Origin of the sequence: Actinomadura sp. 9N215, assembly GCF_044326345.1 — a bacterium.
Classification (GTDB): Bacteria; Actinomycetota; Actinomycetes; order Streptosporangiales; family Streptosporangiaceae; genus Spirillospora.
Genome location: NZ_JBIRBA010000026.1, coordinates 96,923 through 119,441 on the forward strand (window position 1 = coordinate 96,923; position 22,519 = coordinate 119,441).

Sequence of the window (22,519 nt, forward strand, 5' to 3'; positions counted from 1 at the left end):
GGCTGAGGAAGAGCGTGTGGCCGTGGTGGGCTCAGTCGAGGACGGCGATGGCTTCGATCTCGACCATCAGGTCGGGCTCGGCCAAGGCTGCGATGCCCAGGAGCGTGGTCGGCTTGACCGGGTCGATCTCCATCTTCGCCGCCGCCCGCGCGACCCCCTCGCCCAGCAGCGCCATCTTGTCCGGGGTCCAGTCGACGACATAGACGGTCAGCTTCGCCACGTCGTCGAACGTCCCACCGGCCGCGGCCAGCGCGGTGCCCACGTTCAGGAGGGCCTGCTCGACCTGCGCCGCGAAGTCGCCCTCGCCCACCTTGCGGCCCTCGGCATCCCGCGCGACCTGCCCGGCGAGGTACACCGTCCGCGATCCGGCGGCGATCGAGAGCTGCCGGTAGACCTCGGGCTTCGGCAGTCCATCGGGGTTCATCAACGTCACGGCCATCGCTGCACTCCCTCGTAGTCGACAACCCTGAACTTAGCCGCGCACCCTGACACCGGAAGGACGCTGGAAGCCGCGTCAGGCGCGGCGGACGGCGAGGCCCGGATAATCCAGGACGAAACCCGACTCGTCATAGACCAGGCGAGCGGTGAAGTCGAAGGCCGGGGCCGCGTAGCCGTAGCACTGGCGTCCAGTGGTGTCGGGCAGCCGCGCGTAGGACTGTTCCAGGCGGTCGACGGTGAGGTCGGCGGCCCGGACGTAGACGGCGGGCGCGTCCGCGGTTTCGTCGACATCCAGGCGCAGCCGGTGCACGGGCAGCGCGTTCGTCATCGCGGACGATTCGAGATCGACGTCGACGCAGCCGTCGAGGCGTGGGTCGTGGCGGTCGTCGACCAGCCATCGGCCGTCCGGCGCCTTGTCCAGGGCGAGTGGGCGTCCGCCCAGGGGGTGACGGACGCGGGCGCTGCGCGTGTGCCAGTCGCCGTCCACCTCGATGGCGTATTCGACGACCCAGGGCGTCCCGTTCTCGACGGCCGTGGTCGTTCCGCGCAGCGTCCAGCCGCCGTCCCGGCGGGCCGTGCGGAGGACCTCGAAGCCGGTGCGGGCGTCACGGTGCTCCCAGGCCGCGCTTGCCGGCGGTTCGGCGAAAACCATGATCGCCATCCTGCCATCCCGCCGTGACCTGGCCGCCGGGCGCGGTCCTCGTCCGCCGGTACGTCGCCTGTGGTAGCCGGTGGGGGCGGCCTGCGCCGGGCGTCGTATCCGCAGTGTCGTCCTGTAGCGGACGGCATCCGGACTACCAAGGGCGATCGTCATTGATGCGGTTACGACGCTGAAAGGACGTGACGACATGGCGGTAAGCGAGGCGAAATCCGCGCAGGACACCGGGAAAGCGGCCGGGGAAGCGGTCCGGCGGCCGGACGGCTGGTTCAAGCTCGGGCGCGGCTGGCGCAAGGCGGTGCTGGTCACGCACATCGTGTCCGCCGGGGCGTGGATCGGGATCGACGTGATGGTGGCCGTGCTGGTGCTGACCGGGAAGTTCGGCACCACGGACGAGGTGCGCGGGCTGGCGTACGAGGCGCTGGCGACCTTCGTCGTGTGGCCGATGCTGGGCAGCGGGCTGATCAGCCTGGTCACCGGGCTCATCCTCGGCCTCGGCACGCGGTGGGGGCTCATGCGCTACTGGTGGGTCGCGATCAAGCTGGTGCTCAACCTCGTCCTGTGCACGCTCATCCTGGTGGCGCTGCGCCCGGGGATGGGCGAGGTCGGCGAGTACGGCCGCGACCTGGTTCACGGGGCCCCCGAACCGGCGGCCATCTCGAACCTGTTCTTCCCGCCCGCGGTGTCGCTGGTCACGCTGACGCTGGCGACCGTCCTCGCGGTGGCCAAGCCCTGGGGCCGCATCCGCCGTACCCGCACCGGCGCCAAGCGCACGGACCGCACCCGCACCCGGACGACGCGATGACGCTTGTACCGGTATAACTGGTTGCATGGCACTGGGCTGGAAACTGGTCATCGACACTACGAACGCGTCCACGCTCGCGGACTTCTGGGCCGAGGCGCTGGGCTACGAGGTGGAGGACCCCAGCGCGCTCATCGAGCGGCTGCTGGCGGACGGCCACCTCGGCGCGGACGCGGTCGTCGAGCACCGCGGCCGCAAGACCTTCCGTGGCTACGCCGCGATCCGCCACCCCGAGGACCCGTTCGACGAGGCCAGCGGCGTCGGACACGGCCGGCGGCTGCTGTTCCAGGACGTGCCCGAGCGCAAGTCCGGCAAGAACCGTCTGCACATCGACGTCCACAGCGAGCCCGGCGGACTCGACGCGCTGGTGGCCCGGCTGGAAGGGCTGGGCGCGACCCGCGTCCACGAGGTCGACCAGGGCCCCGCAGGACACTGGTGGGTCATGCGGGACCCCGAAGGCAACGAGTTCTGCGCCGCCTGACCCGCCACTACGCCCTTGTTACGGTGCCTTTCGCACGAGCAGCATGGCGGCGCCTTCCTGCGAGCCGGTCTGTGGCGTCGCTGGTCACGGGGATGCCTGCTGGTGCCGCGGCCGGAGGTTCAGGACGGCGACGGTCAGCAGCCCGGCTCCGATCGTGGCGAACAGCGCGGCGACGACGTCGAGCAGGTAGTGCTCGCCCAGGGTGACGCGGCTTGCCGATACCGCCACCAGCGTCGTCACGCCGGCCGCGAGCACGGTGGCGCGCCACGCGGCGGTCAGCTCCAGGCTGATCACGAAGGCGGTGATGGCCAGTGCGGCGAGGACGGTCACGTGTCCGCTGGGGTAGGTCCAGTCCTGGGACGTGACCGGCGGACCCGGACGCCGGAAGGCCGCCTGCAAGGCCACGGTGGCCAGGCACGCCACGAGCAGCGCCCCGTGGCGCGGCAGCAGCCGGGCGCCTCCCGCGCGCCGCCGCCACAGCAGGCGCGCCGCGGTGGCGAGGAGAAGGGCGAGCCCGAGAACCGTCCCGGCGCCGCTGATCACGGTGGCGATCACGGCGGGTGTCGTCTCGGGCCGGGAGTACAGGTGATCGACGATCCAGGAGTCCAAGGGCGGGACGCGGTCGTCCAGGGCGATTCCGGCGATCCCCATGCCGGCCAGGCAGAGCCCGCCGGCCCCGGCCGCCTTGAGCCGCCACGTTCTCGTCGTCGACGATTGATCTGTCATAAAGGGACCGTACGAACAACCGGCAGCCCAGGGCATCAGGGATCACCCCGAACAAACCCTGAGGACGGCACCGGGCTCCTCCTAGCACCGGACAGACATGGGGCTAGCGGTAACCCCGTTTGAGCAGGTATTTCGCTCCCGCCTCGAAGTCTTCGGGGGTCAGCAGCCCGAACCCGAAGGCGTCGGCGAGGCGGCCGGTGACGTTGAAGGCGGCGCAGACCGCGAGCGCGTCCTCGACCTGGCGGGGTGAGGCGCCGGCGGCCAGCACGTCCCGCATGTCGTCGGCGCCGACCGTTCCCTCCCGGGTCAGCTTGCCGAGCATCCGGAGCGTCGCCCGCAGGGGCTCCGCGACGGGGGCCGAGTCCAGGTCGTCCAGCACGGCCGTGACCTGTGGCGCGTCCTGGTACGCCAGCTTCGCGGTCGCGGAGTGGGCGGCGACGCAGAACGCGGACCCGTTCACCTGCGACACGTACGCCGCCATCAGCTCCCGGTCGCCCACCGACCAGTCGGACGGCCCGCGCATCGCCTCGTGGGTGAACGCCTTGGCCCGGTCGCCGTAGAAATCGGGCCGGTAGAAGACCAACTTGGCGGCGTCCGGGACGGGGTGCCTGGAGACCAGCCGAATGACGGTGAACAGCAGTTTGGTTCCGGTGCCGTAGCCGTGGTTCAGGATGTCAAGTCGCATGGTCCGTCGTCCCCTCGGCGGTCGTCGCTCCTTTGGCGGTCGCTTCGGCGAGGGCCTGCAGTCCGGCTTCGTACAGCCGGTCGGACTGGCCGACGGCGGCGCAGATCACGAGCTCGAAAAGCTGGTCCTCGGTGCAGCCCGACACTTTGGCCGCGGCCAGGTCCGCCTCGGTGACCTGCGCCGGGCTGTTGACGACCTTGACGACCAGCGCGTCGAGCGCGTCCAGCGGCGGCGGCTGGCCCTCGTTGCGGAAGGCGCGCGCCCGCTGCTCCGCCGACGCTCTGCCCTCCCCGTTCAGAATGCGATCCACGAGGGCCCGGTAGGCCGCTCGCTTGGTGTCTTCGTCCGGCATGGTGCTCTCCGCCTCCTTTGCGTCCGAGCAATCTGCCCTCATGCGTAAGACGATCGGCGCGCCGCCGAATACGACATCCCGGCCGACCTGGTTCGAGGTCAGGGAGCGTCGCGCGCTTCCTCGGCGGACGGCATCAGGGGCGGGCCGTCGGTCTCCAGCGCCGCCACGACCTTCCGGAGCAGGCCGGACAGTTGCTCCCGCTCATCGTCGGTCAAAGCGGCGAGGAGCGCATGCTCGGTGGACGCCTGCTCGCCGATCGTGGCCTCCCACGCCTGGTGGCCCTGGTCGGTGAGGCGAACCAGCAGGCGCCGCCGGTCGGCCGGATCGTGCGTCCGCGTGATGTGCCCTGACTTCTCCAGGCGGTCCAGCCTGCTGGTGAGGGTGGCGGGGTGGGCGTTCAGGGCGCGGGCCAGCCAGGACGGAGTCCCCTGGTAGGGCGGCCCTGCGGAGCGGAGCCGCCACAGGATGTCGTACTCCCAGCTCTTGAGGTGCCGCGCGGAAAGCCCCGCCTTCCTGCGCCGCTGCAGGACCTGGACGAGGGCCTGCATCCGGGTGATCGCGCCCTCGACCTGCGGGTCGAGATCGGGCACCTCCCGGGACCAGTACTCGATGTGCCGATCGATCGAGTCTTCCATCACATCACTGATCCTACCGTTTGATATATTACGATTTCGTATTAATGCAAGGAGGCTCCATGCCACTATGGCCCGCCGACTTCTCCGGCAGGATCGACGAACGCACCATCACCAGCGAGTTGCTCCGCGACAACCCGTTGGGCGACCCCCACCAAAGGCCCCTGTGGGTCTACACGCCGCCCGGCTACGACGCCGACACCGAGCGCCGCTACCCGGTCGTCTACATGCTGCTGGGCTTCACCGGACGGCTCCCCGCCTGGAGCAACCAGCCCGGCGCCTACCGCACGTCCGTCCCGGTCGCCGCCGACGCGATCTTCGCCGCGGGCGAGGCCCCGCCGATGATCCTGGTCTTCGTGGACGCCTGGACGACCTACGGCGGCAGCCAGTACGTCGACTCCGCCGGGACCGGCCGCTACCACTCCTACCTGTGCGAAGAGATCGTGCCCTGGGTGGACGCCCGCTACCGGACGCTCGCCGCCCGCGACCATCGGGCCATCGCGGGCAAGTCCAGCGGCGGGCTGGGCGCGATGGTCACGTCGATGCTGCGTCCCGACCTGTTCGGCGCGTTCGCCTCGCACTCCGGAGACGCCCTTTCCGAAGCGCAGTACATCCCGCATTTCCTGTGGGCGGCCCGCCACCTGCGCGCCTATGACGGCGACATCTTCTCCTGGTGGAGCGACTTCCGTTCCCGCGTCGCCTTCACCAAGGACGAGGACCTGCGCCTACTGGAGATCCTCGGCGTTTCGGCCTGCTTCTCGCCCGGCGACGACGGCACCCCGCTGCTGCCCTTCGACCCGGTCACCGGTGCGCTGCGTCCCCAGATCTGGCAACGCTGGCTGGAATGGGACCCCGTCCGGATGGCACCCGCGCACACCGAGGCGCTCCGCTCCATGCGGGCCATCTGGATCGACGCCGGAATCCGCGACGAATGGTTCCTGGACCTCGGCGCCCTGGCCTTCCGCAAGGCCCTGGACGAGGCCGGAGTACCAAATGAATCCGTGTACTTCGAACTCTTCGACGCCGGCCACCACGCGATCGAATACCGCCAGCCCCAGGCACTCGCCTGGCTCTCCCACCACCTGACCCCGACCACGTAACCCCGCCCGTCACGCCCGATCACGCGCAGGCCCGGTTTGCGGCCCGGTCCCGACCGTGCGGCGCGGGGGCGGAGCCGGCGGAGAGGGTCCCCGCCGGCTCGGCCGCCTACCGGCTCACGGGTCAGTTGACCAGGTTGACCTTGGGCTCACCGATCAGGTAAACGCGCTTGCGCCGCTCGTCCAGGTCGAACGTCGCGCAGCGGCCGTTGCGGTCGTGGTCGGGCGGGACGCTGACCGTCCAGCCGATCAGGCCGTGCGCGGCGATGCGGCCCTGCACCAAGCGGGTCGCCTCCTCCTTGGGCATGCACCGCGCGTTCAACCTCTTCGCCAGGTCGTCGTGCAGCTCACGCACCGCGATCGCCTGCTTGCTCTCCTGCGGGCTCGCCGGCCGGGTGGGGCGCAGGCCCAGGCGTTCGCATGTCCCGCCGTCGCCGGGGAAGACTCCGACCGGTCCGGTGTCCAGCAGGCAGGCCCGCAGCGGCGGCGCCTTGGTCGTGCCCTGCTTGACCTCACCCCGCCGCCACAGGTCGGCGCAGGTCTCGACGGGGTTCCGGTCGGTGGTGTCGATGACCGTGAGGTCGGCGTCCAGGCTTGCTTCGGCGTAGCAACCGGTGCCCTGCGCGTCGGTCGCGCCACCGTCCCAGAGCTGGCCGGCCGCCACCGCGCCGCCGCCGCCCGAGATGACCAGTGCTCCGGTCAGCCCTGCCAGCCAGCGGGCCCGCCGCGAGACACGGCGGCGAGGTTGGGTGATCTCCGACATGAGATGTTCCCTTCGTGCGAGGAACCGGGCGCCGGGGAGGTCGCGTTCAGCGGGGGTCGCCAACTCGTCGTTCATGACTCCTCCTCGGTCGTCCGGAGCACCGGTCGGTGCTCATCCAGTCCGTGTCCGGTGCCCCCGGCCAGTTCCCGGAGCCTTGCGCGTGCCCTGGACAGCCGCGACCGAACGGTGCCGACGGCGACGCCGAGCGTCACCGCGGCCTCGGCGTAGCTCAGGCCGTCCCAGGCGCACAGCGCGAGCACGTCCTGGTCGGCCTTGGGCAGTCGCCCCACCAGGTCCAGGACGCGGCGCATCGCCTTCTCGTCGTCCAGCCGACCGGCGACGTCGTCGGAATGGTCCGGTGCGGCGAGGGGCGGCGGCAGGCGGTCGAGCGCCGCGCGGTGCCGCCGCCGGGATCTGCGCCGGTTGCGGACGACGTTGTTGGCGACGCCGAGCAACCAGGGCAGGGCCGAGCCGCGTTCGAGCTGAACGTCGGCACGTCTCCGCCAGGCGTCCAGGAACACCATCGAGGTGAGGTCCTCGGCGGAGGCCCAGTCGGCCACCGCGCGGAAACAGTGGTTGTAGACCGCGCGCGCATGGCGGTCGAAGACGACGCCGAACGCCTCGGCCCGGCCCGCGGCCGCCTCCCGCCATAGTTCGGCGTCGGACAGCTCAGCGAGCTCGTCCTCTGGCAAAGGGGTCATACCCTGCTCGTGTCCGCTGCCGGAGCCGGGTTCCTCGGACCCGCTGCCAGGACGGCAGGCATGGTGCAGGTGTTCGGCATCGCCGCTGTCCTCCATCCGCTACTGCCACCTCTCCGGATGAGACGGCTCGCCGGTGGGTGAACCGGTGATCGGTCTTTGTCGTCGTACTTGGCGATCAATCGGTCCAAGCGAATCACGAGGGGTGCTCCCATGAGCGATGCCGGACGACCGGCGGAGGCGACCGTCCTGCATGAGCAGGGGCTCGAGGCCCAGCGCAAGGGCGACCAGGCGGAGGCGGAACGGTGCTTCCGGGAGGCGTTCGAGAAAGGCCGTCCGGTCGCCGCCCATGATCTGGCGGAGCTGTTGCTCAAGCGGGGCGACAAGGGCGAGGCCGTGGAATGGTATCGGCGCGCGGCGGAACAGGGCGTCCCGCAGAGCGCCTTCGAGGTCGGGTATGCGGAGGAAGTGCGCGGCGAGCTGGGGGAGGCCGAGCGCTGGTACCGGCAGGCCGCCGAGGGGGGCCATGCGGGCGCCTATCTCAACCTCGGGGTGATCCTGCGCGATCGAGGGGACCTGGACGAGGCGAAACACTGCTACGAGCGCGCCTGGGAACTGGAGTCCGATGACAAGGCGGCCTCCAATCTGGGGGCCATCTACGACGACGACGGGAAAGGCGATCTCGTCGCCGCCGCCGAATGGTACGGCCGGGCGGCCGACCGCGGTAACGCTATCGCCGCGTACAACCTGGGATTCGTCTGGCAGGACCGGGGCGAACCCGAAAAGCGCCTGGAAGCATGGCGCCGCGCCGCGGACCTCAAGCACCCCAATGCCGCCAACGCGATGGCGAACCTCTACCTGTCGCAGAACGTGGACGAAGGCATCGTCTGGTTGCGCAGGGCGGTCCTGGAGGTCGGCAACAAGGAGTCTGCGCGCAAGCTCGGCGAGATCTACGCGAACGCGGGACGGCACCGGATGGCCCGGTTCTGGGGCGAGTTCCCGGACGGGCCGACCTTCTACAGCCCGGAGTTCCAGGCGTACGCGAGCGAGATCGCCGCCGCCGGAATCCACCAGCAGGACGTCTTCAACGACGCCTTCACGCAGAACTACATCGAATGGAACCCGGAAGAAGCGACCGTGACATTGGACGGCCGCACCCTGCGGGGGCTCACCGTCCTGGGCAGTTTCTCGAACCTTTCCCAGACCTGGTTGTGGACCTGGGACAACCCCAGTTGGGACCAGGATCTGCCCGCCCTGGCCGGACTGCGCACCATTCGGGACTTCGGCGAACGCCACCAGATCCCGGAACTGGTCAAGGGGCATCTGGACTTCTCCCGGTTCAACGATCCCACCGGGGGCGCGTTCACGATGGCCCTTTCCGCCGCCCCGCTGATCGGCGCAAAGGGCGTCAGTTTCGTCACCGTCAACGAGGGGAAGGGACGCCTCGTCCTGGCCGTCGACGACCCGGACCTGCCCACCGCGCGGTTCGACCGCCTGGCCGCTCCCCGCCTCCTCACGCGGGCCGCCGAGGTCTGGCCGCACGAGCAGCGGCGCGTGGTCCGCGGCTTCATGGAGCGCCACGGGTTCGAGATCGGCGAATCGTCCGCCGTCATCGTCGTCGAGTCCGCCGACGGACATCGCGTCAGCGTCCGCTGCCCCCTGGAGAGGGCCAAGGAGCACCCGGAGGTCGCCGCCATCCTCGGCCGCGACGGCGCCAAGATCGTGGAGAACGCGCCCGCCCGCATCGAGGGTCAGCGCCCAGGCCGTGACCGCGGTGACGGCGGCGGACGGCAGGAGCGCCTGGCCGTGCTCTTCGACCTCGACGACCGCATCCTCACCATCAGCAGCGATGCGGAGGCCACGCCTGACGCGTGACGGTATGCGGTGATGTCGCGCTCGTCGCGCTTGTCGTGCACGGTACGCGTCGATTCACTCGCGTTCGTGGTTCGGGATTTTGCGATCCGGTTCGTGATCAGCGGGTTTCGCTAAGCGTGGTGCAGGAAATGCGAGGGGCGTGGGGATAGCGGTGGTGCTTGCGCTCGCGGTCGGGTTGTTGGTCTCGCCCGCGAGCGCCCATCCGAAACCGCATCCCGTCACGGCACGGACCGGAGGCGTGGACGGGCACGTTCGAAAGTCCGTGCTGCCGGTGGTGGAGCGTCCACCATTGTCGCCTTCGCCGCATGAATTCGGGGAGCGTCTTTCGGAAAAAGGGGAGGCGCGAGCGGCTGGGCTTTGTGAGCCGGGCGATTTCGGCGGACGGTCGGGTAGCGTGCTGGTACGGCAGATCAAGGCGTCGTCGAAAGGCTGTATCGATACGCTGTTCGGTCTGGCCGGGAAGGACGCCTACGCCGCGTTTCGTGAATCTCAGATGTTCGCGGTCGCTTTGGCATTGCGTCACAACGCCGTTCATTATCCGGGTGACAATCGAACGGGCACCGCTCAGTTAGTCCTGTATCTGCGTGCCGGTTACTACGTTCAGTGGTACAACCCATCTGCTGTGGCCTCCTACGGGGTCACGCTGAAGAAGACGGTGCAGGCAGGGCTCGATGCCTATTTCGGGAACTCGAAGTCATCGACGGTCAGTGACGCGAATGGAGAGGTTCTCGCCGAGGCCGTCACGCTGGTAGACAGCGCGCAGGAGAACGGGCGCTACATCTACGTCGTCAAGCGGCTGCTGAACGGCTACAACGCCACGTACGACAAGCACTGGCGGATGCTCAACGCTGTCAACAATGTGTACCTAATCCTGTTCCGGGGCCATCAGGTGCCCGAGTTCGTGTCCGCGGTTGAAGGAGATCCAAGCGTTCTCGACGCGCTCAACTCTTTCGCCGTCCGGCAGCTCGGTCTGCTCGGCACCGCACGCGGCTACCTGACGTCCAATGCCGGACGTGAGCTGGGCCGATTCCTCCAGCACACCTCGCTGCGCGAAAAGGTGAGGCCGCTGGTCAAAAGGTTGCTCGGCGCGAGCCATATGACCGGGAGAACGGCAGCACTGTGGGTCGGCGTCGCGGATATGACCAGACACTACGACCAGGCCAACTGCACCTACTACGACACGTGTGATCTGCGGAAGCGGCTGGAGCGGAGCGTCCTGACCGTCGATCGTTCTTGCAGTTCCAGCATCAGGATTCGTGCGCAGGACATGACGGCCGCCCAACTGTCCGAGACGTGCGCGAGCCTGGTGAAGCAGGACGCCTACTTCCACACCTTGGTGAAAGACGGGAACACGCCGGTAGCGGACGACGGCAACGCCACGATCGAGGTGTGCGTCTTCGATTCCAGCGCCGACTACCGGACCTACGCGGGTGCGATGTACGGCGTCGACGCCAACACCGGCGGCATGTATCTGGAAGGCGACCCGGCCGCGTCCGGGAACCGGCCGCGGTTCATCGCCCACGAGATGGAGCGGGCGCGTCCGAGGTTCGAGATCCGGAACCTCAACCACGAGTACACCCATTACCTCGACGGACGGTTCGACCTGTACGGCGGCTTCGACGCCAATGTCCGCACGCCGACCGTCTGGTGGATCGAAGGGTTCGCCGAGTACGTCTCCTACTCGTACCGCAAGGTGACCAACGGCCGGGCGAGCGCGGAGGCCGCGAAGCACACGTACGCGCTGAGCACGTTGTGGGACACCACCTATGGCCACGACTCGTCCCGCATTTACGCCTGGAGCTATCTCGCCGTCCGTTACATGCTGGAGAGGCATCCGGACGATGTCGCCACGGTGCTCGGCCATTACCGCACCGGGCACTGGAATGCCGCCCGGACGTTCCTGACCGGCACAATCGGCACCCGTTACGACGCCGATTGGCAAACGTGGCTCGCTTCCTGCGCCGCAGGCGCCTGCGCCGAAATGAAAGGCGACGACGTCAGATAGTAACGGTCACCTTCGCGCCGGTCCGGGACACGACATCGTCCGCGGTGACGCCGGGGGCGGTCTCCACCAGCGCGAGGCCGGCCGGGGTGACGTCCAGGACGGCCAGGTCGGTGATGATCCGGTCGACGCACGCCCGGCCGGTGAGCGGCAGATCGCACCTCTCGACGATCTTCGGGGTGCCGTCCTTGGCGTTGTGCGTCGTCAGGACGATCACGCGGCGCGCGCCGTGGACCAGGTCCATCGCCCCGCCCATGCCCCTGACCAGCGCCCCGGGGATCATCCAGTTTGCCAGGTCGCCCCCGGCCGACACCTGCATCGCGCCGAGGATCGCGGTGTCGATGTGGCCGCCGCGGATCATTCCGAACGACAGCGACGAGTCGAAGTACGACGCGCCCGGCAGGACGGTCACGGTCTCCTTGCCCGCGTTGATCAGGTCGGGGTCGACCTCGTCCTCGCGCGGGTACGGGCCGACGCCGAGGATCCCGTTCTCCGAGTGCAGCACGACGTGCACGCCGGGCGGCACATGGCCGGGGACGAGGGTCGGCAGGCCGATGCCGAGGTTCACGTACGAGCCGTCGGTCAGTTCGCGCGCGGCGCGGGCCGCCATGTCGTCGCGGGTCCAGGCCATCAGGCGCGCACCGTCCTCTTCTCGATTCCCTTGGCCGCGGCCTGCTCAGGCGTCAGCTCCACGACCCGCTGGACGAACACGCCCGGCAGGTGCACCTCGTCGGGTTCGAGGGCGTCCACCAGCTCCTCGACCTCGGCGACCGTGACGCGGCCCGCCATCGCGGCGAGCGGGTTGAAGTTCCGGGACGCCTTGCCGAACACGAGGTTGCCGTGCCGGTCGCCGCGCCGCGCCCGCACCAGCGCGAAGTCGGTGCGGATGCCGCGTTCCAGCACGTACGGCGTGCCGTCGAAGTCGCGGACCTCCTTGGCCGGGGACTGAACGGCGACGCTCCCGTCCGCCGCGTACCGCCAGGGCAGGCCGCCTTCGGCGACGGGCGTCCCGACACCGGCGGGCGTGTAGAAGGCGGGGATGCCGCAGCCGCCCGCGCGGAGCCGCTCCGCGAGCGTGCCCTGCGGGATCAGCTCGACCTCGACCTCACCGGCCAGGTACTTGCGGGCGAACGTCTTGTTGTCGCCGATGTAGGAGCCGGTCACGCGGACGATCTGGCCCGCCTCCAGCAGGATGCCGAGCCCGCCGCCGTCGACGCCGCAGTTGTTCGACACCACGCTCAGCCCGCCGGGACCGGCCGCGTGCAGCGCGTCGATGAGGACGTTCGGCACGCCGCTCAGCCCGAACCCGCCCACGGCCAGCGACGCTCCGTCCGGTACGTCCGCGACGGCCGCGGTCGCGCTCGCCACCACCTTGTCCATGCCGGCATCCTGTTCGCCTAGTGAACTTTGCTTCATAATTGCCGATGCAGTGTCGGTGGTCGTCCGGACGATGTCAAGGAGGGGACATGGGGGGAGCCGCGCCGGTCGGGCCGCTCAAACGCGGCCTGGAGGTCCTGGAGGTCGTCGGGCGGGCCGGGGGGCCGCTCCGTCCCGCCGACCTGGTCGCGGAGACCGGGCTGGCCCGCTCGACCGTCGACCGCGTGCTGAGCACGCTGACGGAGACCGGCTACCTGCGCTGGCGGGGCCGTGACGTCGTCGCGACGCCCCGGACGATGGACGTCGGGAACCTCTACCTGTCCGGCCTCGACCCCGAGGGGTTCCTGGCCGGACGGGTCGCCCGGCTCGCCGACGACCTGGACGAGTCCGTCGTGCTCGCCGCGCCCGACCGGGACGGCCTTCGCGTCGTCGCCCAGTCGCGGCCCGGCGGCTCCCTGGCGATCGCGTTCAAGGTCGGCGACCTGCTCCCCGCCGAAGGGGCGTTCGGCGGGCATGGATGGTCGTCGTACGACGACTTTCTGGAGCCGGGGCTCGTGGCCGTCGCCGTTCCCGTCCGCGCTGGGGCGGGCCCGCTCGCCCTGGTCGTCGTCAGCCACGCGAGCCGCCACTCGGCCGCGTCGTTGCGGGCGCATGCGCGGCCGTCCGTCATGGCGTGCGCCGCCGAGATGGAGCAGGTCGCGGCACGTCCGGCGCGTCCGGACGAGACGAGGACGCCCGGCGAGGGCAGCGACCTCAAGGCCCGGCTCGGAGCGGAGTTCCTCCAGTCGCTGGATCGCGGTCTGGACGTCCTCCACGCCATCGGCACCCGGCCCGAGGGGCTGACGATCTCCGAGGCCGCCGCGATGACGGGCCAGGCCCGCGCCACCGCCCGCCGCGCGCTCCTGTCGCTCACCGCCCTCGGCTACGCGCGCGAGAGCGCGGGCGGCGGCGGCCGGTTCGCGTTGCTGCCGCGCGTCCTCGACCTCGGATACCGGCAGGTGAGCGGGCGGACGTTCGAGGACCTCGCGCGCCCGCATCTGCGCGACCTCGTGGTGCGGGTGCACGACTCGGCGTCCGTCGTGGTGCTGGACGGCACCGACATCCGGTACGTCGCCCGCGCCCAGGCGTCCAGGATCATGCGGGTCGAGATCACCGTCGGGACCCGCTTCCCCGCCTACGCCACCGCGATGGGACGCGTCCTGCTGGCCGGGCTGCCGGGGGCGGAGGCGTCCGACCTGATCGTCCGCTCCGACCGCCGGGCCTTCACCGGCCGGACGCTGACCGCCGCCGCCGACCTGGCCCGCGAGGTCGGCCGGGCACGGGACGACGGGTACGCCGTCGTCGACCAGGAGCTGGAGACGGGGCTGCGGTCGATCGCCGTCCCGATCCACGCGGCCGGACGCGTGGTCGCCGCGCTCAACATCGCCGCGCCCGCCGCCCGCGAACCGGTGGACGCGATGCGCGACCGCCTCCTCCCGGAACTGCGCGCCACCGCCCGCGCCCTGGAGGCCGACGTGGCCGCCTTCACCCGCCACCAGCCCCTCCCACTCTGATCGCGGGGACGGTCGGAGCGCCTGGTTCCGCGTACGGCGCCCGCCTTGACCTCAAGTCGACTTGATGTTCAAGAGTGGCCTTATGAGCGCAACGGACATCGACGCACGCGAGGCCGAGATCGACGCCATCAAGCAGGTGGTCGCCACGGTCGAACACGCACAGAACAACGAGCTCCCCGACGAGTTCCTCCGCCTGTTCCGGGCCGACGCGATCTGGACGACGGGCGGCGGCAAGCGCCTCTACGGCCTCGACGAGATCTCGGCGTTCACACGCCAGGTGCTTCCGGGCGGGATGCAGGACCAGACGGTCACGTTCGAGCTGGAGCACGTGCTGTTCATCCGGCCCGACGTCGCCGCGGTCAAGCTCCGCCAGATCTACCGGACGCCCGACGGGCTGGACATCGGCACCCCGCTGTGGGTGATGGCCAAGGAGGACGGGCAGTGGCGCCTGACCGCCAGCCAGAACATGGGCGTCCCCGACGACGAGCTCGAATCGGCGGAGCGCCCCATCTTCGGAACTACCGAATAGGCCAAAACCGTCAGCGGTCGGTGACCGTTCTCAGGGCGGTGTCGACGGTGTCCAGGGCCCAGGACCAGGACGCGTCGGCGTCGCGCGGGGTGTGGCGGAAGGCGCCCGCCATCTCCAGGCTCACGTACCCGTGGAACATGCTGCCGAGGAAGCGCACCGCGTCGGTCTCGTCCGGTTCGGCGAGGTCGTAGGCGCGCAGGACCGCCCGCATCATCTCGGCGTGCCGGGGACCGGCGCTCTTCGCCGCGGTCTCCGGGTCGAGCTCGGCCCTGGCCGCCGTGTACCGGCCGGGATGCCGCTTGGCGTACTCGCGGTAGGCGTCGGCGGACGCGACCAGCGCGTCCTTGCCCGCGCGTCCGGCCACCGCGGCGGCGACCTGGTCGGCAAGCTCCGCCAGCGCCAGCAGCGTCACCCGCGCCTTCAGCTCCCGCGCGTTCTCGATGTGCGCGTACAGGCTCGGGTCGCGGACGCCCAGCCTGCGCGCGACCGCCGAGACGGTCAGGTGCTCGAAGCCGATCTCGTCGGCCAGTTCCGCCGCCGTCCCGGCGAGGCGTTCCGGGGTGATGCCCGCGCGCGCCATCCGACCTCCCTAGGTGAATAAGACGTTTGCCTAATTATATTAGGGACGGCTAGCCTGGACGAACATGAGACCGATCAGCGAGACCGACGTCCGCGCATGCTTCGTCAATTGCTCGAAAGGCGAGGCCAAGCGGCTCGGCGTTCCCAAGGACCTTGACGCGCGTCCATGGGACGATCTCGACTTTCTCGGCTGGCGAGATCCCGGCGCCCCCGAACGGGCCTATCTGGTCGCCCCGCGCGGCGAACGCCCGCTGGGAATCGCGCTGCGCGCGGTGGCCGGGACGGCGCGCGGCTTCACGTCCCGCAGCATGTGCTCGCTGTGCCTGACCACGCACGCCGGCGGCGGCGTGACGCTGATGAGCGCGCGCCGCGCCGGTGACGCCGGACGCCAGGGCAACACGGTCGGGCAGTACTTCTGCGCCGACCTGGCCTGCTCCCTCTACGTTCGCGGGAAGCGGCGGACGGCCGCCGCCGGCGATTTCGACGAGACCCTCTCCGTGCCGGAGAAGATCGCCCGCACGCGGACCAACCTGACCGCCTTCCTCGACAAGGTGACCGGATAGCGGAGACAGATGTGGGGCCCCCGGCGGACCGGGAGCCCCACATGAGCGGAGTGCTCGGCTCACTTCAGGTTGAGGCCGTGCCTCAGCCTGATGAGGACGTGCCTCAGCCTGTCTTCAGGGTCGCGCCCTGAGCCTGCAGTGCCTCGTCCAGCGGCTGGAAGAACGACTCGAAGCCGCCGGCGTTGCAGTTCTGGCTGCTGATGCCGGAGGTGATGGCGATGGCGACGTTGCCGCCCTGGAGCGAGCCGCCGCTGTCACCGGGCTGGGCGCAGGCGGAGGTCGCGACGAGCTGCGTGACCGCGCCCTGCTGGTAGTTGACGGTCCGGTCGTAGCCGCGGATGGTCCCGGACGTCGTGCCCGTGGTGGAGCCCTTCTTCTGGATCGGGCTGCCGACCGCCGGACGGCCGACCTCGGTGAGGTTGGCGTTGCTCAGCTGCACCTGTCCGGCGCTGCGGAGCGACCCGTAGTCGTTGCCCGGGAAGCTGTTGAGCTGCCGGGTGCCGACCGTCTGGCCACCGGCGGTGGTCCAGGTGGCGCCGATGGCGGTGCAGTGCCCGGCGGTCATGACGTACTCGGTGCCGCCCGCGACGCCGATCGCCGACACCGAGCAGCGCGAGCCGCTGGTGTGGATCGCGTCGCCGGGGCCGAGCGCCAGCTGCGGCGACCCGTCCACGCGCTGGATCCGGACGGTCTTGCTCATCGCCTGGGCGCGCTTCACGAACGCCTTGGTGGCGGCGTCGTTGTCGGCCTTCGGCACGGTGACGACGACCGAGTTGGACATGATGTCCACACCCCAGGTCAGCCCCGTGGCGGCGGCGGTGCCGGCGTGCCGGTCGAGGCTCTTCTTGGCGTCGGTCAGCGGCTTCATGCCGTGCTTGACGATGCGGGGCTTGACGCCGGCGGCCTTGGCCTGCTGGGCCGCGGCCGCGCTGGTCACGTTGACGACGAGGTTGCCGGAGCCGTCGACGTAGTAGCCCGCGTGCTGGGAGCCGAGCTGGCCGGTCACCTTGTTGCCCAGCGCGTTGAGCGGGAGGTGAGCGAGCTTCACGAACCCCGTGGGCTGCGCCTGGGCCGTCGCGGGAACGGCTGCGAGCGCGGGGAGCGTGATCAGCGCCGCGGCACTCAAAAGTGGGGGTACCACGCGTTTGAGGTGCGATCCACGGTTCACTGTGTCCACCTTTCGCCACCGTTCGCCTGTAGGCGGCGGCGGCATCTCGGGGGTTGGCGGGGGGCAGGCGCCTTCGATCACGCGAACTCGCTGGTGTGACCCTCGTGACAAAGGCGATGCGTGGCAGCAACGTACTTCGATGAGGTGTCAACAGCCATATTTCAAGCCATAACTGAAATTTCAGTAGGTCCTGAAATGGCTTCGACCTGGGAATGCCGCCTTGGCCGCCCGCCATCGGACCGTCCCCGCGCGCCCGGCACCGGCGCGGGAAGTACGCGTCCGGTGCCGGGTGTGATGGGTGTGTTCAGCCGCCGACTCGTTCGGCGAGGCGCGGGAGCAGCCGCAGGGCGTTGCTCCGTCCGATGGTGCGGAGCGCGCGCGGGTCCAGGTTCGGGTCGCGGTTGAACGCCACGGTGTTGAGGCCGACCTCCTTGGCCGAGTTGGCCGGCCAGTCGGTGCCGAACAGCACGCGCTCGGCGCCGACCGCGCCGAGAAGGGTCGGCGTGGCGTACGGCGACGTCGGCAGCGCCGTGTCGTAGTGGAAGCGGCGCAGCGCGGGACGGATCTTGGCGGGGTCGGGCCCGTCGTCCTCCCGGCCCCAGCGTTCGGCGCGTCCGGCCATGTACGGCAGGAACCCGCCGCCGTGGGACAGGATGATGGACACGCGGGGGTAGCGCTCCAGCGTCCCGGCGGAGATGAGGCTGAGCGCGGTGCGGGTGGTGTCGTGCAGGAAGTCGGCCACCCAGTCGCCGACGCCGGGCACCTCGGCGGCGTCCTGGGGCGCGAACGGGTGGGTGAACACGGTCGCGCGGCGCCGGTCGAGCTCGGCGAACAGCGGCTCGAATCTGCGGTCGCCGAGGTAGAGCCCGGCGGCCGAGGTGTTGAGGAGGATGCCGTCCGCGCCCAGGTCGTCGAACGCGTGGGCGAGCTGTTCCAGGGCCAGGTCGGTGTGCAGCATCGCCACGTTGGCGAAGAAGCCGAACCGGGTGGGGTGCTCGCGCGCCAGCTCGGCCAGCGACTCGTTGCACGCCCGCACGCCGCGGACGGCGACCTGCCGGTTCTCGAACACCTCGGGCGGGACGGGCGCGGACGCGACGCCGACCGCGATGCCGTTGGCGTCCATGGTCCGCAGGGTGCCCTTGAGGGTCCACTGGGCCCAGCGGGGGCCGCCCGTCGGCGGGATCAGGCCCTCCTCGATCGCCCATTCCCGCATCTTGGGCGGGAGGGCGTGGTGGTGGGTGTCGATCTTGCCGCGGGTGGGCCGGCGGTCGCTCGCGGCGGCCCCGCCCGCGGGCGCCGCCGCCACGGGCACGGCGGCCATCGCCGCGGTCAGGCCGGACACCTGGAGTGCGCGGCGGCGAGAGATTTCGGGCATGCGTCGTCTCCTGTCGGTCATCGTGGCGCCGCCCACTTCGGACCTCACGAGAAAGTCTCATCTGAGACTATATCAGATGGGCCTACGATGGGCACATGCTCGACGACCTGGTCACCCGGATCCTGGCCGCGGACGGCGACGCGGCCCTCCGGCACGTGGGGCTCGGCATGCTGCTGGCCGGCGCGCACCACCAGGCCCGGTCCGGCATGAACGACGAGCTGCGCCCGCTCGACATCGACGTGCGCGGGTTCTCCATGCTGCTCGCCCTGGACCTGTACGGGCCGTCCAGCCAGCGGCGCCTCATCGACCTGTCGGGCATCGACAAGTCCACGATGGTGCGCATCATCGACGAGCTGGAGGACCGCGGCCTCGTCCGCCGCGAACGCGCCCCCCAGGACCGGCGGGCCTACTCGATCACGCTGACCGGCGACGGCGAACGGACCCTCGCGAGCGCCCGGCGCATCGCCGCCGACGTGGGCGAGAACCTCTTCGGCTGGCTCCGCCCCGACGAACGCGCCCAGCTCGTCGACCTGCTCCGCCGCCTGACCGAGCACACCGCCCCCCGCTGACCGCGCGTGCCCGTGTTTTGTCGGTAATGCTGTCAAATGCCGTAAAAGGAATGGTTAAACGCGTATTGATCCTGGTTTGTGGTCCTTATCCCGCAGGGAAGTGGTGAATCAATCAGAGCTCGATTCGGGGAGGTTCGATGACGACCAAAATGACCCACGGCTCCGGCTCCGTCTCCGCGCGGGATCGGATCCGGACGTCCGGCTGGCTGACGTTCGCCGGCACCCTCGCCCTGGTGGTGGGCGCGTTCAACGTCATCGACGGCGTGGTCGCCCTGGTCAAGGACGACTACTACCTGGTCGGCCAGAACGACATCCTCGTGTTCGACTACACCGCGTGGGGATGGATCTGGCTCGTGCTCGGCATCGTCCAGATCGCCGTCGGCGCCGGCATCATGGCCGGCAGGATGTGGGCCCGCGCGGCCGGCGTCGTGTTCGCCGTCCTCGCCGCGATCGGGCATCTCGCCTTCCTCCAGGCGTTCCCGCTCTGGTCGGTGCTCACCATCTCCCTCTGCGTCCTGCTGATCTACGCGCTCACCGCGCCCCCGGCGGGCTCCATCGGCAAGTGACCCGGCCGACCGTCAAGGGCCTGTGAGAATGTCAGGGGCCGGTGAGGCGTTCCTCCAGGAGGGCCTGCTGGGCCGGGTTGGCGGTCAGGGCAAGAGCCCGCTGGTCGGCAGCTTGGGCTTCCTCAGGGCGGTCCAGGGCGCGGAGGAGTTCGGCCCGGGTGGCGTGGTAGAGCGGATAGCGCTCCAGGGTCTTGCGGTCGGCGGGCGTTAGGGCGTCCAGGTCGGCCAGGGTGTTGCGGGGGCCGCCGCGCGGGCCGGGATGGTGGCGCAGGGCTATGGTGCGCTGAAGCCGGTGGACGGGTGACGGCGCCAGCGCCAGCAGCATGTCGTAGAGGACGACGATCTGCGGCCAGTCGGTGTCCGTCCAGGCGGGGGCCTCGGCGTGGCAGGCGACGATGGCGGCCTGCAACTGGTACGGGCCCGGACGGCGCAGCGCGGCGGCGCGTTCGATGAGGCGGGTCGCGTCGGTGATGGCGTCGTGGTCCCAGCGCCGGCGATCCTGGTCGCGGAGGGGGACGAGGCGGCCGTCGCCGGTGAAGCGGGCGCCGGTGCGGGCCTGGTGCAGCCGGATCAGCGCCAGCAGCCCGAGGACCTCCGGCTGCCGCGGCAGGAGCCACGCGAGCTGGGCGGTGAGCCATTCGGCGTCGTCGACGAGGTCCATGGCGTGCGCACGCTCCCCGGACGTGGACAGGTAGCCCTCGTTGAACAGCAGGTAGATGACCGCCAGCACCTGGTCCACGCGGTCGGGCAGGTCGGCGTCGGACGGCACCCGGTACGGGATGCCCGCCTCGCCGATCTTCCGCTTGGCGCGGGTGATGCGCTGCCCCACGGTCGCCTCCGGGACGAGGAACGCCGCCGCGATCTGCGCCGTCGTCAGCCCGCACACCGCCCGCAGGGTGAGCGCGATCTGCGCGGCCCGCGGCAGCGCGGGATGGCAGCACGTGAAGATCAGTTTGAGCCGGTCGTCGGGCTCGGCCGGCACGGGCCAGCGCAGCCGGGCCAGCTTGTCGCGGTAGAGCTCCTGGCGGCGCAGCACGTCCAGGCCGCGGCGGCGGGCGACGGTCAGCAGCCAGGCGTCGGGATGGTCGGGGATCCCGTCGTCCGGCCAGCGCTGGAGGGCGGTCTCGACGGCGTCCTGCACGACGTCCTCGGCGGCGGCGAAGTCGCCCAGCACCCGGACCAGGCACGCCGTCAGCCGGCCCGCGTGCTCACGCACCACGCCGGCCAGCTCGGCCCGCACCCGCTCCTGCGCCGGGCCGGTGACCTGCTCATGCCCGTCCGCGGCCCGCTCCTTCGGCGGGCCGGTGACCTGATCGTGTGACCGGCCCGCGGGCCGGTCCCGCGGTGGGTCCGTCACGTGAGCGGGCGGATCTCGACGATCGGGCACGCGGGCCAGGACTTCGCCACGGCCAGCGCCTCGTCGAGGTCGGCGACCTCGATCTCGGCGTAGCCGGACACGACCTCCTTGCCCTCCACGAACGGCCCGTCGGTGACCAGCGCGTCGCCGCCGCCGAGCCGCACCGTCGTCGCGGTCTCGGCGGGACGCAGGTGCGCGTGGTGCGTGATCACGGCCGAGTGCTCGGCGAACCAGCGTCCGACCGCCTCGAACGCCGCCTCCCGCGCGGCCTCGTCCATCGCCTCCAGGTCGCGCGCGAACTCCTCGGTCTCGACGAACAACAACACGTACTTCATGTGCCGCTCCTTCCCGGAAAGGGCCTGGTGGACGCTACTCGGCGGGCAGCGGGCAGTACAGGTCGACGCCGTTGCCGTCGGGGTCGAGGACGGTCGCGTACCGCATCCCCCAGAAGGCGTCCCAGGGCTCCTGCGCGGCGGTGTGCCCGGCGCCGGTCAGCTCGGCGAACCTGGCGTCGACGGCGGCCGGGTCCGCGAACTCGAACGCCAGGAACGTGCGCGGGTCGCCGGTCGGACGGCTCCACCCGCTCGTCTGCGTGCCGCCGCGGAACTTCTCGGTGTCGAGCATCAGGTGCAGCCCGTTCGGCAGGTCGCAGCCGGCGTGGTCGGGGTACTTCTCGTCCACCTTGAAGTCCAGCCCGAGGCGGGCGTAGAAGGCGATCGCGTCCTGGATGTCGGACACGATGATGTCGATGACGTTCAGCTTCGGGTTCATCACCCGTTCCTTTCGGTGCGGCCGGGCGCGTCCGCGTCGCTTTCGCGTCGCGTCCGGGAGTGTGTGTCTTTCACTCCCTAGACGAGTGGGCGGCGGCCCGATCCGACATCGTCCGGCACCGATTTCCGGCGCCGTCGGACGCCGCCGCGACGCCGCCCGGAACTGCGGTCACGCGGTGAGGTAGGGTCGGATCGTCACGGACAGTGACCGTGACCATACGGACCGGGCCCGGCGACGCCGAGGAGGGGGCATTGGCCGGTTATCGCATCTACCTCGTCGACGGCGCGCGGCGGGACCTCTCGGCCGACCGGTGCAGGTACGCGGGCGCCCGCTACATCTTCGAGCGGGAAAGCCCGTCCGGGGGCTGGCAGACCGTCCATGAGGTGGCCGTGGCCGAGGTCGCCCAGCTCCAGGACGGCGTCAACCTCACCGACCATGGGCCCGTCACGGACCACGGTCCCGTGCCTGGCGCTTAGCCGCTAGCGGGACGGGCGCAGGCCGGCGTGAGGGACGGGAGCGCGAACAGGCCCGCCAGCCGGGTGAGCGCCTCGGGGACCGGCCAGTAGTACACCCAGGTCCCGCGCCGCTCGCCCTCGATCAGCCCGGCCTGGCGCAGCACCTTCAGATGGTGGGAGATGGTCGGCGCGGTCAGCGCGAACGCGCCGGTCAGGTCGCACACGCACGCCTCGCCGGCGGGCATCGAGGCGATCATGCTCAGCAGCCGCAGCCGGACGGGGTCGGCCAGCGCCTTGAACACCGCCGCGAGCTCGGCCGCCTCCGCCCCGTCCAGCGCCGCGGCGCTCAGCGGCGGGCAGCACACCCGCTCGATCACGTCCAGCGACGCCTTGGGATTCGACACCCCTCTAATTTGACATCCATCTATCCAGGATGCAAACTGACGGC

28 protein-coding genes are annotated in these 22,519 nt (G+C 70.5%); 11 read left to right on the forward strand and 17 right to left on the reverse strand.

The annotated features are described in order from the left end of the window. Positions 1-31: 31 nt before the first annotated feature. Positions 32-439 carry a RidA family protein gene (locus ACH34T_RS34145; RefSeq protein ID WP_396025092.1) on the reverse strand — a complete coding sequence of 136 codons (408 nt, stop codon included), beginning with the start codon at positions 437-439 and terminating at the stop codon, positions 32-34. 75 nt (positions 440-514) lie between these two features. Continuing rightward, positions 515-1,099, reverse strand: a complete 585-nt coding sequence (locus tag ACH34T_RS34150) for a putative glycolipid-binding domain-containing protein (protein WP_396025093.1) — start codon at positions 1,097-1,099, stop codon at positions 515-517. A 187-nt stretch (positions 1,100-1,286) separates the two neighbouring features. Between ACH34T_RS34150 and ACH34T_RS34155 the strand changes: the two genes are divergently transcribed. Both ACH34T_RS34155 and ACH34T_RS34160 read left to right on the forward strand, forming a co-directional pair. Next, entirely contained in the window at positions 1,287-1,901 is a 615-nt protein-coding gene (locus tag ACH34T_RS34155) for a hypothetical protein (protein WP_396025094.1), read from the forward strand. Between the two features lie 25 nt (positions 1,902-1,926). Then, complete coding sequence (locus ACH34T_RS34160; protein WP_396025095.1) at positions 1,927-2,379, forward strand: VOC family protein; 453 nt, start codon at positions 1,927-1,929, stop codon at positions 2,377-2,379. A gap of 84 nt (positions 2,380-2,463) precedes the next feature. Here ACH34T_RS34160 and ACH34T_RS34165 read toward each other — a convergent pair whose 3' ends face one another. The 4 genes from ACH34T_RS34165 to ACH34T_RS34180 all read right to left on the reverse strand — a co-directional run bounded on the left by ACH34T_RS34165 (position 2,464) and on the right by ACH34T_RS34180 (position 4,777). Beyond that, positions 2,464-3,105, reverse strand: coding sequence for a phosphatase PAP2 family protein (locus ACH34T_RS34165; protein WP_396025096.1), 642 nt, complete (start codon positions 3,103-3,105; stop codon positions 2,464-2,466). A 103-nt stretch (positions 3,106-3,208) separates the two neighbouring features. Then, positions 3,209-3,790, reverse strand: a complete 582-nt coding sequence (locus tag ACH34T_RS34170) for a carboxymuconolactone decarboxylase family protein (RefSeq protein ID WP_396025097.1) — start codon at positions 3,788-3,790, stop codon at positions 3,209-3,211. After that, positions 3,780-4,142, reverse strand: coding sequence for a hypothetical protein (locus ACH34T_RS34175; protein ID WP_396025098.1), 363 nt, complete (start codon positions 4,140-4,142; stop codon positions 3,780-3,782). The genes ACH34T_RS34170 and ACH34T_RS34175 overlap by 11 nt, the downstream gene beginning before the upstream one ends. 98 nt (positions 4,143-4,240) lie before the next feature. Then, positions 4,241-4,777 (reverse strand): MarR family winged helix-turn-helix transcriptional regulator, encoded by a 537-nt coding sequence (locus tag ACH34T_RS34180; protein WP_396025099.1) that lies wholly within the window; start codon positions 4,775-4,777, stop codon positions 4,241-4,243. A 59-nt stretch (positions 4,778-4,836) separates the two neighbouring features. Here ACH34T_RS34180 and ACH34T_RS34185 point away from each other — a divergent pair, with 59 nt between their 5' ends. Further along, the gene (locus tag ACH34T_RS34185) at positions 4,837-5,874 is read left to right on the forward strand and encodes an alpha/beta hydrolase (protein ID WP_396025100.1); all 1,038 of its coding nucleotides are present in this window, start codon (positions 4,837-4,839) and stop codon (positions 5,872-5,874) included. 121 nt (positions 5,875-5,995) lie between these two features. Here the strand turns inward: ACH34T_RS34185 and ACH34T_RS34190 are convergent, their stop codons facing one another. Continuing rightward, a complete protein-coding gene (locus tag ACH34T_RS34190) occupies positions 5,996-6,709 on the reverse strand; it encodes a hypothetical protein (protein WP_396025101.1) in 714 nt (237 codons plus the stop codon). Next, positions 6,706-7,335: an RNA polymerase sigma factor gene (locus ACH34T_RS34195; protein WP_396025102.1), complete on the reverse strand. Its 630-nt coding sequence runs from the start codon at positions 7,333-7,335 to the stop codon at positions 6,706-6,708. The genes ACH34T_RS34190 and ACH34T_RS34195 overlap by 4 nt, the downstream gene beginning before the upstream one ends. A 210-nt stretch (positions 7,336-7,545) precedes the next feature. On the opposite strand from ACH34T_RS34195, the gene ACH34T_RS34200 reads away from it, so the two are divergent. After that, on the forward strand, positions 7,546-9,207 hold the full coding sequence (locus tag ACH34T_RS34200) for a DUF6882 domain-containing protein (protein ID WP_396025103.1): 1,662 nt from the start codon (positions 7,546-7,548) through the stop codon (positions 9,205-9,207). A 151-nt stretch (positions 9,208-9,358) separates the two neighbouring features. Next, positions 9,359-11,212, forward strand: a complete 1,854-nt coding sequence (locus tag ACH34T_RS34205; protein WP_396025104.1) for a collagenase — start codon at positions 9,359-9,361, stop codon at positions 11,210-11,212. On the opposite strand, the gene ACH34T_RS34210 is transcribed toward ACH34T_RS34205, so the two are convergent. Both ACH34T_RS34210 and ACH34T_RS34215 read right to left on the reverse strand, forming a co-directional pair. Next, positions 11,205-11,840: a CoA transferase subunit B gene (locus tag ACH34T_RS34210; RefSeq protein ID WP_396025105.1), complete on the reverse strand. Its 636-nt coding sequence runs from the start codon at positions 11,838-11,840 to the stop codon at positions 11,205-11,207. The genes ACH34T_RS34205 and ACH34T_RS34210 overlap by 8 nt on opposite strands. Beyond that, positions 11,840-12,589: a CoA transferase subunit A gene (locus ACH34T_RS34215; RefSeq protein ID WP_396025106.1), complete on the reverse strand. Its 750-nt coding sequence runs from the start codon at positions 12,587-12,589 to the stop codon at positions 11,840-11,842. The genes ACH34T_RS34210 and ACH34T_RS34215 overlap by 1 nt, the downstream gene beginning before the upstream one ends. Positions 12,590-12,675: 86 nt before the next feature. On the opposite strand from ACH34T_RS34215, the gene ACH34T_RS34220 reads away from it, so the two are divergent. Together ACH34T_RS34220 and ACH34T_RS34225 are read left to right on the forward strand one after the other, a co-directional pair. Continuing rightward, entirely contained in the window at positions 12,676-14,139 is a 1,464-nt protein-coding gene (locus ACH34T_RS34220) for an IclR family transcriptional regulator C-terminal domain-containing protein (protein WP_396025107.1), read from the forward strand. A gap of 82 nt (positions 14,140-14,221) precedes the next feature. After that, on the forward strand, positions 14,222-14,668 hold the full coding sequence (locus tag ACH34T_RS34225) for an SgcJ/EcaC family oxidoreductase (protein WP_396025108.1): 447 nt from the start codon (positions 14,222-14,224) through the stop codon (positions 14,666-14,668). 10 nt (positions 14,669-14,678) lie between these two features. Here the strand turns inward: ACH34T_RS34225 and ACH34T_RS34230 are convergent, their stop codons facing one another. Next, positions 14,679-15,248: a TetR/AcrR family transcriptional regulator gene (locus ACH34T_RS34230; protein ID WP_396025109.1), complete on the reverse strand. Its 570-nt coding sequence runs from the start codon at positions 15,246-15,248 to the stop codon at positions 14,679-14,681. 64 nt (positions 15,249-15,312) lie between these two features. Here ACH34T_RS34230 and ACH34T_RS34235 point away from each other — a divergent pair, with 64 nt between their 5' ends. Continuing rightward, positions 15,313-15,810, forward strand: coding sequence for an FBP domain-containing protein (locus ACH34T_RS34235; protein WP_396025110.1), 498 nt, complete (start codon positions 15,313-15,315; stop codon positions 15,808-15,810). Positions 15,811-15,913: 103 nt separating this feature from the next. Here ACH34T_RS34235 and ACH34T_RS34240 read toward each other — a convergent pair whose 3' ends face one another. Together ACH34T_RS34240 and ACH34T_RS34245 are read right to left on the reverse strand one after the other, a co-directional pair. Further along, positions 15,914-16,978 (reverse strand): S1 family peptidase, encoded by a 1,065-nt coding sequence (locus ACH34T_RS34240; protein ID WP_396025111.1) that lies wholly within the window; start codon positions 16,976-16,978, stop codon positions 15,914-15,916. A 304-nt stretch (positions 16,979-17,282) separates the two neighbouring features. Continuing rightward, positions 17,283-18,353, reverse strand: a complete 1,071-nt coding sequence (locus ACH34T_RS34245) for an amidohydrolase family protein (RefSeq protein WP_396025112.1) — start codon at positions 18,351-18,353, stop codon at positions 17,283-17,285. Between the two features lie 95 nt (positions 18,354-18,448). On the opposite strand from ACH34T_RS34245, the gene ACH34T_RS34250 reads away from it, so the two are divergent. Continuing rightward, positions 18,449-18,922: a MarR family winged helix-turn-helix transcriptional regulator gene (locus ACH34T_RS34250; RefSeq protein ID WP_396025113.1), complete on the forward strand. Its 474-nt coding sequence runs from the start codon at positions 18,449-18,451 to the stop codon at positions 18,920-18,922. Between the two features lie 137 nt (positions 18,923-19,059). Then, on the forward strand, positions 19,060-19,488 hold the full coding sequence (locus ACH34T_RS34255; protein WP_396025114.1) for a hypothetical protein: 429 nt from the start codon (positions 19,060-19,062) through the stop codon (positions 19,486-19,488). Positions 19,489-19,519: 31 nt separating this feature from the next. Here ACH34T_RS34255 and ACH34T_RS34260 read toward each other — a convergent pair whose 3' ends face one another. Genes ACH34T_RS34260 through ACH34T_RS34270 form a run of 3 tightly spaced genes read right to left on the reverse strand, consistent with a single transcriptional unit; the run spans position 19,520 to position 21,616 of the window. Beyond that, a complete protein-coding gene (locus ACH34T_RS34260; protein WP_396025115.1) occupies positions 19,520-20,845 on the reverse strand; it encodes an RNA polymerase sigma factor in 1,326 nt (441 codons plus the stop codon). Beyond that, the gene (locus tag ACH34T_RS34265; protein WP_396025116.1) at positions 20,842-21,180 is read right to left on the reverse strand and encodes a YciI family protein; all 339 of its coding nucleotides are present in this window, start codon (positions 21,178-21,180) and stop codon (positions 20,842-20,844) included. Before ACH34T_RS34265 ends, ACH34T_RS34260 begins: the two co-directional genes overlap by 4 nt. A gap of 34 nt (positions 21,181-21,214) precedes the next feature. Then, positions 21,215-21,616 carry a VOC family protein gene (locus ACH34T_RS34270; RefSeq protein ID WP_396025117.1) on the reverse strand — a complete coding sequence of 134 codons (402 nt, stop codon included), beginning with the start codon at positions 21,614-21,616 and terminating at the stop codon, positions 21,215-21,217. Between the two features lie 209 nt (positions 21,617-21,825). Between ACH34T_RS34270 and ACH34T_RS34275 the strand changes: the two genes are divergently transcribed. Beyond that, on the forward strand, positions 21,826-22,092 hold the full coding sequence (locus ACH34T_RS34275; protein ID WP_396025118.1) for a hypothetical protein: 267 nt from the start codon (positions 21,826-21,828) through the stop codon (positions 22,090-22,092). Here the strand turns inward: ACH34T_RS34275 and ACH34T_RS34280 are convergent. Next, positions 22,089-22,475, reverse strand: coding sequence for a metalloregulator ArsR/SmtB family transcription factor (locus ACH34T_RS34280; RefSeq protein ID WP_396025119.1), 387 nt, complete (start codon positions 22,473-22,475; stop codon positions 22,089-22,091). The two genes, ACH34T_RS34275 and ACH34T_RS34280, sit on opposite strands and share 4 nt — an antisense overlap. Positions 22,476-22,519 lie beyond the last annotated feature (44 nt).

Bases quoted from the DNA above. Each gene is read 5' to 3' on its own strand.
- ACH34T_RS34145 (WP_396025092.1), bottom strand. From the start codon at position 439: ATGGCCGTGACGTTGATGAACCCCGATGGACTGCCGAAGCCCGAGGTC.
- ACH34T_RS34150 (WP_396025093.1), bottom strand. From the start codon at position 1,099: ATGGCGATCATGGTTTTCGCCGAACCGCCGGCAAGCGCGGCCTGGGAG.
- ACH34T_RS34155 (WP_396025094.1), top strand. From the start codon at position 1,287: ATGGCGGTAAGCGAGGCGAAATCCGCGCAGGACACCGGGAAAGCGGCC.
- ACH34T_RS34160 (WP_396025095.1), top strand. From the start codon at position 1,927: ATGGCACTGGGCTGGAAACTGGTCATCGACACTACGAACGCGTCCACG.
- ACH34T_RS34165 (WP_396025096.1), bottom strand. From the start codon at position 3,105: ATGACAGATCAATCGTCGACGACGAGAACGTGGCGGCTCAAGGCGGCC.
- ACH34T_RS34170 (WP_396025097.1), bottom strand. From the start codon at position 3,790: ATGCGACTTGACATCCTGAACCACGGCTACGGCACCGGAACCAAACTG.
- ACH34T_RS34175 (WP_396025098.1), bottom strand. From the start codon at position 4,142: ATGCCGGACGAAGACACCAAGCGAGCGGCCTACCGGGCCCTCGTGGAT.
- ACH34T_RS34180 (WP_396025099.1), bottom strand. From the start codon at position 4,777: ATGGAAGACTCGATCGATCGGCACATCGAGTACTGGTCCCGGGAGGTG.
- ACH34T_RS34185 (WP_396025100.1), top strand. From the start codon at position 4,837: ATGCCACTATGGCCCGCCGACTTCTCCGGCAGGATCGACGAACGCACC.
- ACH34T_RS34190 (WP_396025101.1), bottom strand. From the start codon at position 6,709: ATGAACGACGAGTTGGCGACCCCCGCTGAACGCGACCTCCCCGGCGCC.
- ACH34T_RS34195 (WP_396025102.1), bottom strand. From the start codon at position 7,335: ATGACCCCTTTGCCAGAGGACGAGCTCGCTGAGCTGTCCGACGCCGAA.
- ACH34T_RS34200 (WP_396025103.1), top strand. From the start codon at position 7,546: ATGAGCGATGCCGGACGACCGGCGGAGGCGACCGTCCTGCATGAGCAG.
- ACH34T_RS34210 (WP_396025105.1), bottom strand. From the start codon at position 11,840: ATGGCCTGGACCCGCGACGACATGGCGGCCCGCGCCGCGCGCGAACTG.
- ACH34T_RS34215 (WP_396025106.1), bottom strand. From the start codon at position 12,589: ATGGACAAGGTGGTGGCGAGCGCGACCGCGGCCGTCGCGGACGTACCG.
- ACH34T_RS34220 (WP_396025107.1), top strand. From the start codon at position 12,676: ATGGGGGGAGCCGCGCCGGTCGGGCCGCTCAAACGCGGCCTGGAGGTC.
- ACH34T_RS34225 (WP_396025108.1), top strand. From the start codon at position 14,222: ATGAGCGCAACGGACATCGACGCACGCGAGGCCGAGATCGACGCCATC.
- ACH34T_RS34230 (WP_396025109.1), bottom strand. From the start codon at position 15,248: ATGGCGCGCGCGGGCATCACCCCGGAACGCCTCGCCGGGACGGCGGCG.
- ACH34T_RS34235 (WP_396025110.1), top strand. From the start codon at position 15,313: ATGAGACCGATCAGCGAGACCGACGTCCGCGCATGCTTCGTCAATTGC.
- ACH34T_RS34245 (WP_396025112.1), bottom strand. From the start codon at position 18,353: ATGCCCGAAATCTCTCGCCGCCGCGCACTCCAGGTGTCCGGCCTGACC.
- ACH34T_RS34250 (WP_396025113.1), top strand. From the start codon at position 18,449: ATGCTCGACGACCTGGTCACCCGGATCCTGGCCGCGGACGGCGACGCG.
- ACH34T_RS34255 (WP_396025114.1), top strand. From the start codon at position 19,060: ATGACGACCAAAATGACCCACGGCTCCGGCTCCGTCTCCGCGCGGGAT.
- ACH34T_RS34265 (WP_396025116.1), bottom strand. From the start codon at position 21,180: ATGAAGTACGTGTTGTTGTTCGTCGAGACCGAGGAGTTCGCGCGCGAC.
- ACH34T_RS34270 (WP_396025117.1), bottom strand. From the start codon at position 21,616: ATGAACCCGAAGCTGAACGTCATCGACATCATCGTGTCCGACATCCAG.